The organism is Yersinia entomophaga (assembly GCF_001656035.1).
Classification (GTDB): domain Bacteria; phylum Pseudomonadota; class Gammaproteobacteria; order Enterobacterales; family Enterobacteriaceae; genus Yersinia; species Yersinia entomophaga.
Genome location: NZ_CP010029.1, coordinates 3,800,882 through 3,818,250 on the forward strand (window position 1 = coordinate 3,800,882; position 17,369 = coordinate 3,818,250).

Consider the following 17,369-nt stretch of genomic DNA (forward strand, 5'->3'; position numbering starts at 1 on the left):
AATTTATACTACATTTTCTCTCCGATATTGCAAGAGTCGGGCGTAACGTTCGCTTGATTATTAATCAGTTAGGCTAATGTCACCTAGTTGGCAATAAAGCGTTTTACGTCGGTTAGCACCTGCAATAACAGCGCCAGCTGCGGTTTCTCATCTTTCACTTCATGGCCTTGCAGGTCAAAGGTTCGATAATTTCCACTGTTGTCGAGCACAATAGTTTGGGTTGGCGTAGTAATAACCAGCATGCCGTTTTCACCGGTAGCAAGCCAATTATGAATCCGCTGAGCGGCAAATAAATCCTCACCCTGCGAGTAATCTTCTGGCGAAGTGCGTACATGCAGTAAACGCTGCATCAGCGTCGTCATAACATCTTCATGGCTGGTCAGTTTATTCACTTTTTGTGCTGGAGTACTCGGCCAGTGAATAATCAGCGGAACCTGTAATTGGTGACGGTTAAAGTTGCTGCCAGCCCCCCAATCACCGTTGCCACTATCATTAAATTCTACGCCGTGAGACGCGGTGATCACCACCACGGTTTTATCCAGCAACCCTTTGGTTTTCAAGGTATCAATGATAGTCGCAATTTGCTGATCGACGTTTTTGGCACCGTCCTGATAATGGCTGATAAAGTCATTTGGCGCGGCCGGATTGCCACCTTCCACCGGGTCCTGCGATTCTTGTGAACCAATCAGGTTAACGTAGGAGAACCAAGGCGCCGGGCTGGATAAATTATTCAACCATTGTTGCCATTCCAGCGTTGTCGCGCTGTCGCTCTGACGTTTTGGCTCCGGTAACGAAAAATCGGACAAAAGAGCCTGGCGATAGAGCGCCGACTGGAAGCCGTCAGAGGAGAACAGGCCGAACTGGTAGCCTTGATTACCCAAGGCATTAATAAAGGCCGAAGGTTCACGGGCGGCCAAAATGCCGTCCAAATACGTCGGGGAAATCCCGTAAAACAGACCAAATAGGCCGGTTTCTTTCCGGTTTCCCGCGCTGTAATGACGATTGAACTGAATATTATATTGAGCAAAATCATTCAGAGCTGGCATGTCCTGCTTCAAACTATCAGGGCGAATCCCGTCCACGACGATCATCAGTAGGTTATAGCCGCTGCCCTTATCGCTAAAGGTAATGGTATTGAGCGGATATTCCACGGTAACGGCTTCGGGATTTCCTTGTTCGATAATGCGGCGTTGATATTCCTGTTGATCCAGCAGGCCGTGTTTCTCCAGAAACTTACGCGCCGTCATAGGATAGGAAAGCGGCAGATTGGCACGCTGCATGGTGATTGGCCGATAGAAATTGGCGTCCGCCCAGATATAAATCAGGTGGGAGGCGAAAAACGCAGAAATAAACACGGCAACCAGCGGTTTAACGAACTTTTGCCGGTTCAGGCTACGCAGCTTTTGCCAGCACCAGGTGCCAAAAAGCATCTCAACCAAAAAGATAATAGGCACAGAAACAAAGATTAACTGCCAGTCCCTGGCCAACTCGCTTTGATCGGGGTTAACCACCAGCTCCCACACCACCGGATTGAGGTGCAAGTGGAAACGGGTAAAAACCTCACTGTCCACCAGTAATAGGGTCAGACCTGTAGTGGCAAATGCGGCGGAAAGGAACCTGAGTAACCGCTGCGACATCACGACAAAGGTGAGTGGGAAAATCACCAATAGATAGGCAGCGAATACGATAAAACTGAAATGCCCTAGCCAACTGACCAGGGCATAGGTACGGCCAACCAAAGAGGCTGGCCAATCGGAAACAAATAGATAGCGGCTGCCCAGCACCAGGCTAAACAGAATATTGAATAAGGCGAACCAGTGCCCCCAACTGATCATTTGGGACACTTTTTCACGATAGCGCTGACGATTTGTCACCATATAGAGATAGCAGTCTTAATTAAGTAATTAATGAGCTTTATCTTCACGTACCGAAGCCTGAAGAGCCTCGGCGAAAGATCGCGCCAATACCTTGCGTTGCGCTGGGGCAATGCTGGTATTGAGCAGATTTGTAACCATATTCCCCAAAACCATCAAGGAAAGATCGGTTGGGGTGCGGTGTTTTTCCAGTACTTGAACCAGTTCAGAAAGCAACTGTTCAACGTGTTCGTCACTGTAACGAGATGATTGTGGCATAAAAAGTGTGCTCAACGCCTGACAAAGTCCCACATCTTACCGTATAGAGCCGCGCTTTTCCGCTACTTTATAGCATTAAGAATCAATTGCAGAGGATTCGGCGTTCACGCCGCTTTTGAGTTGCGGCATCAGAGCATCGGTGTTTGAATACGCCCCTAGCTAAAAGGAGTATTTATCATGAGCCTTGATATCGACCAAATTGCTTTACATCAATTGATCAAACGTGACGAACAGACCCTGGATGTGATGTTGCGGGACTCTTTACTGCCGACTAATGCGGTAGTTGAAGAAATGATGACGGAACTGCATCGTGTTTATAGCGCCAAAAGCAAGGCGTATGGTTTGTTTAATGAGCAAAGCGAGTTGGCCGATGCCTTAAAACGCTGCCGTAAAGGAGACGAAGATTTTCTCGCCTTTAGCCGCGCGGCTACCGTGCGTCTGCGGGATGAACTGGCGAAATATCCTTTTGCCGAAGGCGGCGTGGTGTTGTTTTGTCAGTATCGCTATCTGGCGGTTGAGTATTTATTGATCTCAGTGCTAAGCAGTTGCAACAGCATGCGGGTTGATGAGCAGCTAGATTTGAGCACAACTCATTATCTGGATATCAATCGCGCTGATATTGTGGCTCGCATTGATCTGACCGAATGGGAAACCAATCCGGAGTCCAGCCGTTATCTGACCTTCCTGAAAGGGCGCGTTGGTCGTAAGGTTTCTGACTTCTTTATGGATTTCCTGTCTGCCGCCGAAGGCCTGGACACCAAGGCGCAAAACCGCGGTTTACTGCAAGCCCTTGATGACTATTGCGCCGATGCGCAGTTGGATAAAAATGAGCGTCAGGCATATCGTCAACAGGCTTATAGTTATTGCAACGAACAGTTGCAGGCCGGCGAAGAAATTGCGTTGCAGGAACTGGCTCAGGAATTGCCTAAACTGGGTGAGAAGGACTTTAAAGAGTTCTCCACCGAGCAGGGTTATGCGCTGGAAGAGACGTTCCCTGCCGATCGTAGCACTTTGCGACAGCTGACCAAATTTTCCGGCAGCGGCGGTGGTTTAAGCATTAACTTCGATGCATTATTGCTGGGCGAACGTATTTTCTGGGATCCGGCCACCGATACGTTAACGATTAAAGGCACGCCGCCGAATTTACGCGATCAGTTACAGCGGCGTTTGAGCGGCGGCGACAAATCCTAAAATAGCCGCTCACTGCTCAAGTGTTATCGACGTAACGCCACGGAGTCTGGAAACCTTTAACATTGGTTTCTAAACTCGGTGGCGTTATTTTTTTATTACATATCCATGAGGTGAGTTTATTGTTTGTTTTCTATGGTTAAATTTAAGTGAGCTTAAATCTTTATTATTACTTTTCATTAAATCCTATTAGTTAATAATTTTATTGGTGGCTTCATGGTAATTCCGGATGCCATTGTTTATTTATTCTAATTTGTTTTTTATTTCACTCAAGCATAGTCTTATTGCTCACCATGGTGATGTTTATTTTCATTTAACTTAACTTAATTTAATTACCGAGGATTTAAATATGAAGACAATTGAAGCTACTGAGTTAAATCTTATTTCAGGCGCATTAGCAGGAGATGTACCAACTCCTGCGATGGATATGACAATTGCTATCACCACGGCGACTGCGGCCGGTGCTACAACTGGCGCATTGTTTGGGCCGATTGGTGTAGCCGTTGGCTCTGCAATTGGTGCGGCAACTGGTGCTATTGCATCAATGGGATGGTAACAGTTTTATTAAAATACTTAATGCTATTGTTTTTTAAATAGACATTTAGTTTGTTATACCGGCTTCTCTGTTATTTATAGCAGAGAAGCTTTAATGCATGTAAAAATAATAAATCAGAAGTGAGGTAAATATTGCCTATTGGCTGATCTTTCGGGTGGTGTAGTATTTATTTCTTGAGTAGCACGCTATTTTAATTGGCTTTGTATGTGTTTTCGATCGAATCATTAATAGCCAGCAGCAGAAGGTAATAAAAATAGCAGCTAATAAAAATGCCAGTCAGAGTAAACCGACTGGCATCTCCCATCGCATCAGCGATGCTTTCTCATTTTCGGCGTCCCGAAATATCGATATCGCAGATTAAACGCGAACGAAATCGATATGAGTCAGTTTTGGTTTGAAAGCGTGACGCTGAACAGCCTGAACCTGAACTTTAACTTCTTTACCATCGATAACCAAAGAGATTGGCTCGTTGTAAAAACCTGGTTTGACTTCCATGTTTTTAGTGGTGTCATGGTCCAGAGCGATAGAAACCGCTGCTTCCTCGCCACCGTAAACGATAGCTGGGAATTTATTTGCTGCACGCAGGCGGCGGCTCGCACCCTTACCCTGGTCGTTACGTACTTCTGCATTGATAGTGATCATTTTGTTTTCTCTTAAAAGAAAATTTACCCTGCTACAGGCGACCCAGCAACAGGTTCGATAGTCGGCTTACTTTGGGCGAACCCAGAGTAAAGCGGGCGGCATTCTAGCGAAATATCGACCAGACAGCAAACAAAACCGCAAATAACTCAGGGCAGAAAGGCGCTAGCCAAGGGCGTTTGCCAGGCGAAAACGCCCCTGATAATCAAAAACCTTTTCGCGAATTTGCCACCCTTGGCCCCGTTTCCGGGCAACGACAAAATCGGGGTGACGCAGTAGCGCCTGCTGGGCGATCACGTCCGTCGCCGTTTGCCATTTTAAGGGGATTCCCGGCGCGCGTTGATGGGGACGCAGAAATATTTGCTCAAAGGCCATACGCTGTGCGGACGTGGTGAGGCGAAAGCGTTCGCTGGTACTGGTGCCGTCTTCATCGTAATAAGTGATTTTCAGCCATTCTCCTTTGGCATCCTTGCCTGATTCCAGCGCCATTCCTCCACAGCGCAGAACCAGTGCATCTTTCAGTCTTAGCGCGGCTTTGAGCATATCATCGGGATCGACCAGCACTTCCTGGCACTGATGACAGCGTCGGGCGGCAATGTCATTTTCTGCTCCGCAATGTGGACAGCTTTTAAACCGGAAACGATAGTCACATTGAGCGCGCTGGCCTTCATCATCTTCAAACCAGCCCTGACAGCGGCGGCCATAGTGTTCGATAATATCGCCGGATTCAGTGCATTTCCCCCAAAATACATTGGCAAAACCGCAGTCTGGGCAAAAGACCTGTACCGGCTGGCTGTCGCCATGAGGTTTACTGGTACCCACTTCGGGAGTGAACAGATCGTGTGGATTACCGGCGTAGTCGAGAATCAAGCAGTCTTCCTTTCCCGGTGATAATCGTAACCCGCGGCCGACGATTTGCTGATACAGGCTGACGGATTCGGTTGGGCGCAGAATGGCGATCAAATCCACGTGGGGCGCGTCAAAACCGGTAGTCAGTACCGCCACATTCACCAGATAACGTAATTCTTGTTGTTTAAACGCATTAATTAACGCGTCGCGTTCGGCGGCGGGGGTGACGGCGCTAATCAATGCCGCCTGTCCCGCGGGGAGCAGCCCGTACACCTCTTTAGCGTGCTCTACCGTAGCGGCAAAAATCATCACGCCTTTGCGAGTGGCTCCATATTCGACGATTTGGCTGACAATATGCGGCGTAATACGGCTTTGCTGTTTGATTTCCCGATCCAGGTCTTCCTCGCGAAACAGACCCTTGCTATTACTGGTCAGACGGCTGAAATCATACTGCACCACCGGCATATCCAGCCGTTCTGGCGGTACCAGGAAACCGTTTTTGATCATGTAGCGCAGGGGCAATTCATAGATGCAATCGCGGAATAAACTATTTTCATCACCACGGGTAATGCCGTGATAGTGGAATTGATAAATCCAGCCTTTGCCCAGACGATAGGGCGTTGCGGTCAAACCCAGTAAGCGAAGCTTCGGATTGTTTTTCCGTAAATGCTGAATGATTTGCTGATATTGGCTGTCGTCTTCATCGCTGATTCGATGGCATTCATCAATGATTAACAGGGAAAAGGCACTATCGAATAGTGAGAGATTACGTGCTACGGACTGCACGCTGCCAAAGACGACTTTGCCTTCGCTTTGTCGTTGCTGTAAACCTGCGGCAAAAATATCGGCATCCAGACCGTAAGCACAATATTTAGCGTGGTTTTGTGCCACTAGCTCTTTAACGTGGGCCAGAACCAATACTCGCCCGCGAGCCAGTTTAGCCAGCTCGGCAATGACCAAACTTTTACCCGCGCCGGTGGGCAGCACAATCAGAGCCGGTTCCGGGTGGCGGCGAAAGTGAGCAATAGTGGCGTCAACCGCTTCTTGCTGATAGGGGCGGAGTGTAAAAGCCATTGCTTAGGCTACCCCAAGCGGAACGGTGGTCATTTGCAACATATCCTTAAGGTTTTTAGCGAAATCTATCCGGTTAAACTCGACATTATTTTCTATTATTATGCCTATTCGGTGCCATAGGTGCGAGAACCTCTCGGTCGGGTGTAACTGTTCCTAGGATGATAGGACAACCCCCGTTATACTGATGTGTCTCATAGGCAGCAAATGATGTTCCTCCTACACGATTTTTACTGCTTCATTTAATTTCCAGCGTTGCTACTCCTCAAAGTGGCAAGGCAACGTGTTGATTAGCAACACGACCAGACAAACAGGCAAAGTAGATTCAATGCGATTGGACAAGTTTTTATCTCAGCAATTAGGGGTTAGCCGTGCGTTGGTTGCGCGCGAGCTACGGGCAAAACGTGTGACCGTGGACGGCGAAATCGTCAAAACCGGCGCGATGAAGCTGACGCCAGAACAGGAAGTGATGTTTGATGGCAATCTGCTGCAACAGCAGGTGGGGCCGCGTTACTTTATGCTGAACAAGCCTCAGGGCTATGTCTGCTCCACCGACGATCCCGATCATCCAACCGTGCTGTATTTCCTCGATGAGCCGGTGGCCTATAAATTGCATGCGGCGGGGCGTTTGGATATCGACACCACCGGTTTGGTTTTGATGACTGACGATGGTCAATGGTCACATAGAATTACCTCACCAAAGCACCACTGCGAGAAAACCTATCTGGTGACGCTGGAGCATCCGGTGGCTGAAGATACCGCCGAGCAGTTTGCCGTGGGCGTACAATTGCATAACGAGGCTACCTTGACCAAACCGGCGCAGCTGGAAGTGATAGAGCCGCAATTGGTTCGTTTAACGATCAGTGAAGGGCGTTACCATCAGGTAAAACGCATGTTTGGTGCGGTAGGTAATCGCGTAGCCGCGTTACACCGCGAACGTATTGGTGCCATTGTGATGGATGAAGATCTGGCACCCGGCGAATACCGCCCGTTGACTGAAGAAGAAATTGCCAGCGTTGGCGCTCCGCATCTGAGTTAACAGCGCCATCGTTTATCAAAGCGATTATGTGTGAACCTAAGAGGGAATCCCTTGATTTTAGGGATTCCCAACGTCTCGGGCGTTGCCAAAACGAACCATTTCCCCCGCCATCGTGGTACGACTGCTCTGTTCGATCTGAATAATTTATTTGGAACGAACGGCTGTTGAAGGAGTTGCAAAGCGTGCAAGAAAAACGAACATCTCATATTGGTTTGATCTTAATTCTGGGTTTGCTTTCCATGCTGATGCCGTTGGCCATCGATATGTACTTGCCCAGTATGCCGATTATCGCCAGAGAGTTTGGCGTGGAGGATGGTCGCGTACAAATGACGCTGAGCGCTTATGTGCTCGGGTTTGCTATTGGTCAAATGTTCTATGGCCCGATGGCAGACAGTATTGGCCGTAAGCCGGTTATCCTGTGGGGAACGGTAATTTTTGCTCTGGCAGGCGTAGCCTGCGCCATGGCGCAATCGGTAGAGCAACTGGTCAATATGCGCTTCCTGCACGGTTTATCCGCCGCTGCGGCCAGCGTCGTGATCAACGCATTGATGCGAGATATGTTCACGAAAGATGAATTCTCTAGAATGATGTCATTTGTGGTGTTGGTGATGACCATCGCGCCGCTATTGGCACCAATTATTGGTGGCGCTTTGCTGGTGTGGTTTAGCTGGCACGCCATTTTCTGGAGTATGGCCGGCGCAGCGCTGGTTGGTGCGGTGCTGGTAGCGTTCTTTATTAAAGAAACGCTACCGCGAGAACGGCGACAAAAGTTCCACCTTCGCACCACAATTGGCAACTTTGGTTCACTGTTCCGTCATAAACGCGTACTGAGCTATATGCTGGCCAGCGGATTTTCCTTCGCCGGTATGTTCTCTTTCCTCAGCGCCGGGCCTTTTGTTTACATTGATCTTAACGGAGTGTCCCCGCAGAACTTCGGTTATTACTTTGCGCTGAATATTGTCTTTCTATTCCTGATGACGTTGATCAATAGCCGAAATGTGCGGCGCGTCGGAGCCATTAAGATGTTCCGTTTCGGCCTGTTTGTGCAGTTGGTTATGGGCATCGGTTTAGTGGCCGTGTCAGCTTTGGGACTGGGATTCTGGGCGCTGGTGTTGTGCGTGGCAGCCTACGTGGGCTGTATCGCAATGATTACATCCAACGCCATGGCGGTCATTCTGGATGATTTCCCGCACATGGCAGGGACGGCTTCATCTCTGGCTGGCACCTTGCGTTTTGGTATCGGCGCGTTGGTCGGAACCATTTTGTCATTGGCTCCTTCCCGCAGTGCCTGGCCAATGGTTAGCTCAATGGCTTTCTGTATCATTGCGGCAGTATTCTTCTATCTGTACGCCAGTCGTCCGGGCAAAAAGGCGGCCTGATTTGGTTTATCACGCTGCCGGTTGTTTCGCCGGCAGCGTGATAAACCACTTTACCTCAATGATTTTTCCCCGCTCGGCTTTCCCTTTTTTGTTCTTCTGCACCAAATATTTATTTTACTGATAACTTTATATATTCAATCACCTTCTGAAATGACCCAATCAGAAATAAGGTGATATTAGTAAGCGCGCTTATTATCATGTTGATTACTTGTTAATGTTGGCTTGAAATAAGTTAAAATAAGGAAAATAACATTTCGAAGAATATGCGGTTTTCGCGATTATTTTCCATGCATTAAATCCTCACTTAATAATATATTTATCAATGAGATGTCGGTGTTTTCTTCCTGGTTTTCGGCGGGGAGGTGTTCCTTATTTGTAAAATATTAACGAAAAGTAGGTAACCGACTTGCAAGAAAAATGGTTGAGAAGACATGCGGAAAGGTATACATATAACGAAAAAATGAGATCTAAATCTCAAACTCGCTTTTTGGGTTAGTGTAGGGAAGCGGGAAAGACGTCAGAAATGGCCAAATAAATAACCTTGTTAGTGATAGGTTTATGTATTGTTATAAATTTACACTTTGATGAGGTTCTAATCAGGCATAATGGCGCTTTAGCGGCTATAACTTAGTTAGCATGTGACTTTGTTGTGCTTTTGTAATAGTTATTGTTAATTTTTTACTAGGAAAGACGCGTGAATAATATTCAACTTTCGGTGGTTCATCGCCTGCCGCAAAGTTACCGCTGGCTGTCAGGCTTTACCGGTGTCAAGGTTGAACCGATTCCGCTAGCGACGATAGATGAAAAGAACAACCTGATGGGGTTGAAATTACTGAGTCATGACGGTAGCGCCGCCAGGCAGGTAATGCAGCGCCTGCACCTTTCGTTGCAAGAAATTCAGGTTGATTCTGCTATTGTCGAATGGGAAGGGGAGCCTTGCCTGTTTGTACACTGTCATGATGAAAGCGCCGCTATGTGCCGCTTGAAAAATGTCGGTGTTGCCATCGCAGAAAAAATGACAGCTCTCTATCCTTTCTAATCCTCCGCGGCAGAACTGTCTCTGAGAAATTTTTGCATGCTCAAGGTTCCTGCGGCTTTTAATCGGCTAGTTGCAATAACTGTCGGGTATAAGGCTGCGCCGGTGCGGTGAGTACCCGTTGGCAATCCCCTTGTTCTATCACTTCTCCCTGTTTCAGTACGATCAGCTGGTGGCACAGTGATTTCACTACCTGCAAATCGTGGCTGATAAACAGATAGCTTAATTGATACCGTTGCTGAAGCGATTTGAGTAGCGCCAGAATCTGTGCCTGCACCGATTTATCCAGCGATGAGGTTGGTTCATCGAGAATCAATAGCTGAGGCTGCAATATCAGCGCTCTGGCAATGGCAATGCGTTGACGTTGCCCGCCGGAAAACTCAGTGGGATAGCGGTGGCGAGTGGTCGGGTCTAATCCCACTTCTTCCATGGCGGCAATCACACGCTGTTCCCGCTCGGCGGCGCTGAGCTTCTGATGAACCTCCAGCCCTTCAGCGATAATTTGCCAGACCGCCAGACGGGGATTGAGCGCCGAGTAAGGATCCTGAAATACCACCTGAATACGGCTGCGGAAAGGCAGCATCTGCTTGTTATTAAAGCTATGTAGTGGTTGACCGTCGAAACAGATCTCCCCGCTGGACGGTAATAAACGCAGCAATGCCAGCCCAGTGGTGCTTTTTCCCGATCCTGACTCGCCGACCAAACCGAGACTTTCCCCCGGACGTAAATCAAAGCTGATACCTTTCACCGCGTAGTGATGGCCAACCGTTCGACGCAGTAACCCTTTTTTGATAGGAAAACCTACCTGAAGATTTTTGACGCGCAGCAGGGGCGCTGCCATCGGCGGTAGCGGTATTGGCTCGCCTTGAGGCTCGGCGTCGAGCAATTGCCGTGTGTATGGGTGCTGAGGGTGACTAAACAGCGTCTGGCGGTCACTCAGCTCCACTCTGCGCCCTTCGCGCATCACCGCCACGTTATCGGCCAGACGGCGCACGATATTCAGGTTATGAGTGATAAACAGCAAACTCATTCCCATTTCTTGCTTTAACTCTTTCAGCAAACTTAAAATCTGCGCCTGTACCGACACGTCGAGGGCGGTAGTGGGTTCATCAGCAATCAACAGCTTAGGCTGGGTGAGTACCGCCATAGCGATCATCACTCGTTGCTGTTCGCCCCCGGAAAGTTGATGAGGGAAATCTCCGAGCCGCCCTTTGGCATGGCGAATACCGACGCGATCCAGACAGCTGATAATCTCTGCACGCGCGCTTTCCCGCCCCATTCCGCGGTGGAGGGACAACACTTCCGCCAGCTGTTTTTCGATAGTATGCAGCGGATTCAGCGAGACCATGGGTTCCTGAAAAATCATAGCGATCTGGTTACCGCGAATTTTGCGCAGCGTATTTTCATCGGCATGGAGCAGCGATTGACCGGAAAATAGAATGTCTCCGCTCGGATAAACCACCGGCGGTGAAGGTAGTAAACGAAGTACCGACAGGGCGGTGACGCTCTTGCCCGATCCGGATTCGCCGACCAGTGCCAGAGTTTCACCGGCTTCTACCTGCAGGGAAAGCTGGCTGACAACCTGACGTTCCTGTTGGTTCTGGCGGAAAGCAATACTGAGATCCTGAATATCCAGCAGAGGAGTCGCCATATCAATACGCCTTACTTGGGTCGAAAGCGTCACGCACCGCTTCGCCGATGAAAATTAATAGGGAAAGCAGCATCGCCAACGCGATAAATGCGGTTAATCCTAACCAAGGGGCTTGCAGATTGTTTTTCCCTTCCAACAAGAGCCCTCCCAACGATGGTGAGCCGATCGGCAGGCCAAATCCGAGAAAATCCAGTGAGGTTAGCGTGGTAATAGACCCACAAAGAATAAACGGCAGGAATGTCAGAGTTGCTACCATCGCATTTGGTAGCATATGGCGCGACATAATCACCCGATCGCGCACGCCCATCGCGCGGGCTGCCCGAATATAATCGTAGTTGCGGGCACGTAAAAACTCGGCGCGCACCACGCCAACCAGCGCCATCCAGCCGAATAAAACGGTAATCGCCAGCAGCCACCAGAAATTGGGTTGAATAATGCTGGACAGCAAAATCACTAAAAATAACGTTGGCATACCTGACCAAACTTCAATAAATCGTTGCCCCCATAAATCGATTTTTCCACCGTAATAGCCCTGCACCGCCCCGACGCAAATGCCTATCACGCTGGAAAATAGCGTCAGGGTTATGCCAAACAGCATGGAAATACGAAAGCCATAGATAACCTTAGCCAATACGTCACCGCCGTTGCTGTCCGTGCCTAATAAATTGTGGCGATCGGGCGGAGAAGGGAAGGGAACCTGCGTGGAGAAGTTTATGGTGTTATTACCAAAGCGAATCGGCGCCCATATTGCCCAGCCGTGGTCTTCGATACGGCCTATTACGTAAGGGTCTTGATAGTCGGCGGCGGTAGTTAGAATACCGCCAAAGGCGGTTTCATCGTAGTTCACCATAAAGGGCATATAGAGTTTGCCCTGATAGCTGACCAGCAGGGGCTTATCGTTAGCAATAAGTTCTGCGAATAAACTGATGATAAACAGCGTCAAAAAAATCCACAGTGACCAATAACCGCGTCGGTTGTGTTTGAAACGCGCCCAACGGGCACGATTGATGGCGCTGAGTGGTTTCATTGGCGGCCCTCGAAATCAATGCGTGGGTCAACCAGCGTGTACGTAATGTCACTGATAATATTCAGTAATAAGCCAATTAGCGTGAAAATATACAGAGTGCCAAACATGACCGGATAATCTCGTTGTAGCGTGGCGTCGTAGCCCAATAGGCCCAGACCATTCAGAGAAAACATCACTTCTATCAATAGTGAACCGGTGAAGAACATACTGATAAAGGTGGCGGGGAAACCGGCGATAACTAATAACATCGCATTGCGGAACACGTGACGATACAGAATTTTATCTTCGCTCAAACCTTTGGCGCGAGCGGTTACCACGTACTGCTTTCGAATTTCATCCAGAAAGGAATTCTTGGTCAACATGGTCAGAGTCGCAAAGCCGCCGATCACGGTAGCCAGCACCGGCAGTGTGATATGCCACAGATAATCAGTAATCTTCCCGTACCAAGGTAGGGTATCAAAATTACTGGATACCAGGCCGCGCAGCGGGAACCAATCGAAATAACTACCGCCGGCAAATACCACGATCAGCAAAATAGCGAACAGGAAGGAGGGAATGGCATAACCGATAATAATTAGCGTGCTGCTCCAAGTATCGAAGGCCGATCCGCTGCGCACCGCTTTTTTAATTCCCAACGGAATGGATACCAGGTAAATAATCAGGGTGCTCCATAACCCCAGGGTTATCGACACGGGCAGGCTGCTTTTTATCAACCCCATCACGGTTTCGCCGCGAAACAGGCTGTCGCCAAAATCAAAGCGGGCATAGCGCCAGAGCATATCGAAATAACGTTCATGCAGAGGCTTATCGAAACCGAAGCGCTGTTTAATTTCCGCTATGACTTCTGGGTCGAGTCCGCGTGAGCCGCGATATTGTCCTTCCCCTAATGGCCCGGCGTTCACGCCGACTTTCGCGCCGCCCAGATTCCCGTCTGAAGCACTGTTCAAACCGCTGTGCTGGCCAAATTCGATATTAGCTATGGCCTGATCCACCGGCCCGCCGGGAGCGATTTGCACAATAAAGAAATTGATAGTGATGATCGCCCACAGCGTTGGGATAACCAATAATAAACGACGTAATAAATAAGCGCCCATATGTTGCTCCTTAGCGCCGTTCAGCCGGCAAATGAGCCGCTTTATTTACGTCGAACCACCAGCTATCAAAGCCCAGAGAATAGGTTGGGCGCACCGCAGGCATAGAGAATTTATCCCAATAAGCAAAACGGGTGTGATTGGAATACCACATAGGAATCATAAAGTTATTCCATGTCAGCACTCGATCCAGCGCGCGACCAAGGGAGAGTAGGGCCTCCGGTTGCCCCTGATGGCTAATAATTTGCTGAATCAGAGAATCAATAGCCGGATCGCTGACGCCCGGACGGTTATACGTAGAATCAATATATTCTGAGCTCCAATATAGCCGCAGATAAGTGCTTGGGTAAGTGAAGGCGGGATAAACCGCCGGGAGCATATCGAAATCGCGGCTGCGCAGGCGGCTAAGGTACTGTGAACTATCTACCTCGCGAATATTCATGGTGATGCCCAAACGTTGCAGGTTATGTTTGAACGGCAGCACGTATTGGAAATTGCTGCCGCTGAGTAACAGCATTTCGAAGACAAAAGGTTGCCCCGTTTTGCTATTAATCAACCGCTGGTTTTTCACTTCCCAGCCGGCTTGCTGCAAGAGTTCGCGCGCTTTCAGCAGGTTATCCCGATCGTTGCCACTACCGTCGCTGGAAGGTGGTTGATAGATTTTGCTGAAAACTTCGTCGGGTATCTTGCCTTTTAGCGGTGCTAGCCAGGCTAATTCCGCGCTATCGGGATAACCGGTAGCCGCATAGTCGGTATTTTGGAAAAAACTGTTGGTGCGTTGGTAACTGTTGAAATAGAAAGCTTTATTCATCCAGTCGAAATCAAAGGCTAGGGTGAGCGCCTGACGTACGCGCCGATCGCTAAATAGCGGACGTTGGATATTAAAAGCCATCCAACGGGTATTTTGTGCCGATTTATCCTCTAAATCCTGCTTAATGATGTAGTTTTTGGCGAAATTGCTACCAACATACTGCGATGCCCAGCTTTTGGGCGACGTTTCTTCCCGCAGGTCAAAGGCACCGGATTTAAAGGCTTCCAGTGCGACTTTATCGTCTAAATAATAATCGTAACGGATGGAGTCAAAATTATACATTCCGCGATTGACGGGCAAATTGGCCGCCCAATAGTCGCGCACTCGTTGATAGGTAATATATTGGCCAATGCGGTAATCGCCAATGCGGTAAGGGCCGCTGCCTAGCGGCGGCTTGCTTAACGGCTCTCCCAGTTTACGGTTCTGCCAGTCGTGCGCGGGTAAAACCGGCAGCCCCAACATACTCAGCAACTTATCTTTACCCGGCTCTGGGAACTCAATGCGCACCGTCAGGCGGGAAATGGCTTTAACCTTCACGTCTTTATAAGCGATGCGAAATTGAGGAACGCCTTCGGTCATTAACTTATTAAAGGTAAATTCGACGTCGTTGGCGGTAATAGGAACATTGTCGTGGAAGCGAGCGTGAGGGTTGATATCAATTTCGACCCAGCGCATATCCGCAGGGTAGCGAGCAGATTCGGCAATCAGCGGATAATAGCTGCCGATTTCATCGTCAGAGCTGGTAAACAGGCTATCGTACAGGCGTTCAAAGCCAACCGCAGGCACGCCGCGTAGGGCAAAGCGGTTAAAGTTATCAAAGGTGCCAATGGCGGACAGCGTAATATTGCCGCCTTTGGGTGCCGCCGGATTAACATAATCAAAATGAGTGAAATCAGCGGAATATTTTGGCTCGCCCAAAATTGAGAATGCCACGCCTTCGTTTAGCGTTTCTGCATGCAATCCTAGACTGAAAGTAGCAAATATTAGTGCGGTGAATGCCCGTAATAGCATGATAACGGTGAACCCCTGCGACAAACCTACATAGCAACTGTTTCAAGTAAAACTACCAGCTGTCCGGGTACGAAGGCAAACATTAAAGAAATTTGTTTTCATTACAAAACTTCAGCAATTTCTCCAGCGTTAACGGCCTGCTGAGTAAATAACCTTGCAGGAAGTGAACGCCGTGAGCAATCAGATATTGTGCCTGTTGCTCGGTCTCAATTCCTTCGGCCACGGTTTCAATTTTCAAATTCTTCGCCAGTATCAATACGGAGTCTAAAACGGGCGCGGTAAGGGTTTCAAATCCGATATTATTGATAAATGCCCGATCGATCTTAATATAGTCTAGCGTGAAGCGTTCCAGATAAATTAGCGCGCTGTGTCCGGTACCAAAATCATCTACGGCAATTTTCACGCCGTGCTCACGCAGCCAGGCGAATTGGGAAATAGCTTGTTCTTCTTCTACCATCCCACGTTCGGTTATTTCAAATATAGGGTCGAAGGTATCTAAGGGTAACCGCGCTAACAAACTTAAAACATCCTCACGGAATGTCGGCTCACCTAAATGAAGTGGTGAAATATTAAACGCCAGTTTGGTGCCGGTGGGAATGGAACCAACCATTCTGGCCGCATCCGCAATAATTAAATCAAACAAATGCTGGGTTAGTTGTTGTATCAAACCCTGAGTTTCGACAACGGGAATAAACAAATCCGGCGGAATACGACCCTCAGTCGGGTGCTCCCAACGCACCAGCGCTTCCAGCCCGGACATTTTACGGCTGGTTGCTTCGAATACCGGTTGATATTCGATAAAGAATTCACCGCGCTTCATACCGCGCAGAATCTCGGCCTCGGGGTTTTGGCGGTTGGACATAATGTAATAGGCAGAAATTCCGACAAAGGCGGCCAATAATAATCCGCCAAGTAAAATTATCCGAATATCACTGGCTGTGAAATTGACGCTATACAATAGTAACTTGATGGGATAACCCGGAATCTGGATCTCGCGAGAGGCTGTGTCGGGCAGTTGTTCAATTGGAATGACTTTGGCATTAAAGGTTGTCACGGCCTGGTTGCCAATAATAATCGCCATACCGTTGACGCCCTTATCATTAAAGTTAAGCAATAAATAAGGACGCAGGTTTAACTCTAAAGTTGTCAATACGCCGGTATTTCCGCGGCCAGGCTGACGTAGCCAAACGGCGACCGCCGGTTTATCTGGCAGAATAGGCGTACCCTGCTGAAGCTTGAAATCCAGAGTCTGGTATAAATTAAGTTTTGGGTAAATAGCGTTACTGCTGACATGCATTTCGCCGGTAGCCGACGAGCAATAAGTGAAACCATTTCGTACCAGTAAGAATGTCCGCACGCCGTTCGTAAACGCTGCCTTATATTGCAGTGCAGGCTCCGCTAACTTGCAGGATTTCTCCGTTAATGGAATCAGCTGAGACATGGTGGTGGTTAAGTCATTTAAGAAATGCGAGGAGTAAGCGACTATTTGCTCGCTCTGGGCAGATAATCTTTTCTCACTGTTACGATAAAGAAAAGACAGAGTAACGGTAACAAAACAAATAAAGAATATCAGAGAAATAGTGGCACTTTTTTTAATCAGGCGGCGCGGGGATACAATATTGCGAAAGAACGCATTTTTTGAACCCATGATAACGCGACTCCCTGACCCGATGAAAAAAGTAATTATAAGTATAAATATCTTAGCGGTGAAGCGCTACTGGTTTGGTATTAGCCTCGATGCTTCAGAGCTGATATTAGACTAATAAATAAAATTTAATATTTTAAACTGACTTAATGGCAAAAATGTATTAAATAGACTTAATAATGTCTAACTTTAATTATTAATATGATTTTTACCTAAGCTAAGTTGGAACAATATGCTGCGGTTG

Annotated in this window: 14 protein-coding genes; 5 read left to right on the forward strand and 9 right to left on the reverse strand. The window is 48.3% G+C overall.

Annotated elements, in window-relative coordinates; all coding sequences use genetic code 11:
- Positions 1-83: 83 nt before the first annotated feature.
- Both yejM and PL78_RS17050 read right to left on the reverse strand, forming a co-directional pair.
- The gene (gene yejM, locus PL78_RS17045) at positions 84-1,877 is read right to left on the reverse strand and encodes an LPS biosynthesis-modulating metalloenzyme YejM (RefSeq protein WP_064517376.1); all 1,794 of its coding nucleotides are present in this window, start codon (positions 1,875-1,877) and stop codon (positions 84-86) included.
- A gap of 27 nt (positions 1,878-1,904) precedes the next feature.
- Positions 1,905-2,132: a YejL family protein gene (locus PL78_RS17050; protein ID WP_049597085.1), complete on the reverse strand. Its 228-nt coding sequence runs from the start codon at positions 2,130-2,132 to the stop codon at positions 1,905-1,907.
- A 177-nt stretch (positions 2,133-2,309) separates the two neighbouring features.
- On the opposite strand from PL78_RS17050, the gene yejK reads away from it, so the two are divergent.
- Together yejK and PL78_RS17060 are read left to right on the forward strand one after the other, a co-directional pair.
- Complete coding sequence (gene yejK / locus PL78_RS17055; RefSeq protein WP_049597086.1) at positions 2,310-3,323, forward strand: nucleoid-associated protein YejK; 1,014 nt, start codon at positions 2,310-2,312, stop codon at positions 3,321-3,323.
- 346 nt (positions 3,324-3,669) lie between these two features.
- On the forward strand, positions 3,670-3,876 hold the full coding sequence (locus PL78_RS17060; RefSeq protein ID WP_064517380.1) for a hypothetical protein: 207 nt from the start codon (positions 3,670-3,672) through the stop codon (positions 3,874-3,876).
- A 357-nt stretch (positions 3,877-4,233) separates the two neighbouring features.
- On the opposite strand, the gene rplY is transcribed toward PL78_RS17060, so the two are convergent.
- Together rplY and radD are read right to left on the reverse strand one after the other, a co-directional pair.
- The gene (gene rplY, locus PL78_RS17065; protein ID WP_064517383.1) at positions 4,234-4,518 is read right to left on the reverse strand and encodes a 50S ribosomal protein L25; all 285 of its coding nucleotides are present in this window, start codon (positions 4,516-4,518) and stop codon (positions 4,234-4,236) included.
- 162 nt (positions 4,519-4,680) lie between these two features.
- On the reverse strand, positions 4,681-6,438 hold the full coding sequence (gene radD, locus PL78_RS17070; protein ID WP_064517386.1) for a DNA repair helicase RadD: 1,758 nt from the start codon (positions 6,436-6,438) through the stop codon (positions 4,681-4,683).
- Between the two features lie 325 nt (positions 6,439-6,763).
- On the opposite strand from radD, the gene rsuA reads away from it, so the two are divergent.
- From rsuA to PL78_RS17085, 3 genes are all read left to right on the forward strand, one after another.
- Entirely contained in the window at positions 6,764-7,474 is a 711-nt protein-coding gene (gene rsuA / locus PL78_RS17075) for a 16S rRNA pseudouridine(516) synthase RsuA (protein ID WP_064517389.1), read from the forward strand.
- A 182-nt stretch (positions 7,475-7,656) separates the two neighbouring features.
- Positions 7,657-8,853 carry a Bcr/CflA family multidrug efflux MFS transporter gene (locus PL78_RS17080; protein ID WP_064517392.1) on the forward strand — a complete coding sequence of 399 codons (1,197 nt, stop codon included), beginning with the start codon at positions 7,657-7,659 and terminating at the stop codon, positions 8,851-8,853.
- 694 nt (positions 8,854-9,547) lie between these two features.
- Positions 9,548-9,892 carry a YejG family protein gene (locus tag PL78_RS17085; RefSeq protein WP_064517396.1) on the forward strand — a complete coding sequence of 115 codons (345 nt, stop codon included), beginning with the start codon at positions 9,548-9,550 and terminating at the stop codon, positions 9,890-9,892.
- Between the two features lie 58 nt (positions 9,893-9,950).
- On the opposite strand, the gene yejF is transcribed toward PL78_RS17085, so the two are convergent.
- From yejF to PL78_RS17110, 5 genes are all read right to left on the reverse strand, one after another.
- Positions 9,951-11,540: a microcin C ABC transporter ATP-binding protein YejF gene (gene yejF / locus PL78_RS17090; protein ID WP_064517399.1), complete on the reverse strand. Its 1,590-nt coding sequence runs from the start codon at positions 11,538-11,540 to the stop codon at positions 9,951-9,953.
- Position 11,541: 1 nt separating this feature from the next.
- On the reverse strand, positions 11,542-12,567 hold the full coding sequence (locus PL78_RS17095) for an ABC transporter permease (RefSeq protein WP_064517402.1): 1,026 nt from the start codon (positions 12,565-12,567) through the stop codon (positions 11,542-11,544).
- The gene (locus PL78_RS17100) at positions 12,564-13,661 is read right to left on the reverse strand and encodes a microcin C ABC transporter permease YejB (RefSeq protein ID WP_064517405.1); all 1,098 of its coding nucleotides are present in this window, start codon (positions 13,659-13,661) and stop codon (positions 12,564-12,566) included. The genes PL78_RS17095 and PL78_RS17100 overlap by 4 nt, the downstream gene beginning before the upstream one ends.
- A 10-nt stretch (positions 13,662-13,671) precedes the next feature.
- Complete coding sequence (locus PL78_RS17105; RefSeq protein WP_064517407.1) at positions 13,672-15,480, reverse strand: extracellular solute-binding protein; 1,809 nt, start codon at positions 15,478-15,480, stop codon at positions 13,672-13,674.
- Positions 15,481-15,562: 82 nt separating this feature from the next.
- Positions 15,563-17,128, reverse strand: a complete 1,566-nt coding sequence (locus PL78_RS17110) for a cyclic di-GMP phosphodiesterase (RefSeq protein WP_064517409.1) — start codon at positions 17,126-17,128, stop codon at positions 15,563-15,565.
- Positions 17,129-17,369 lie beyond the last annotated feature (241 nt).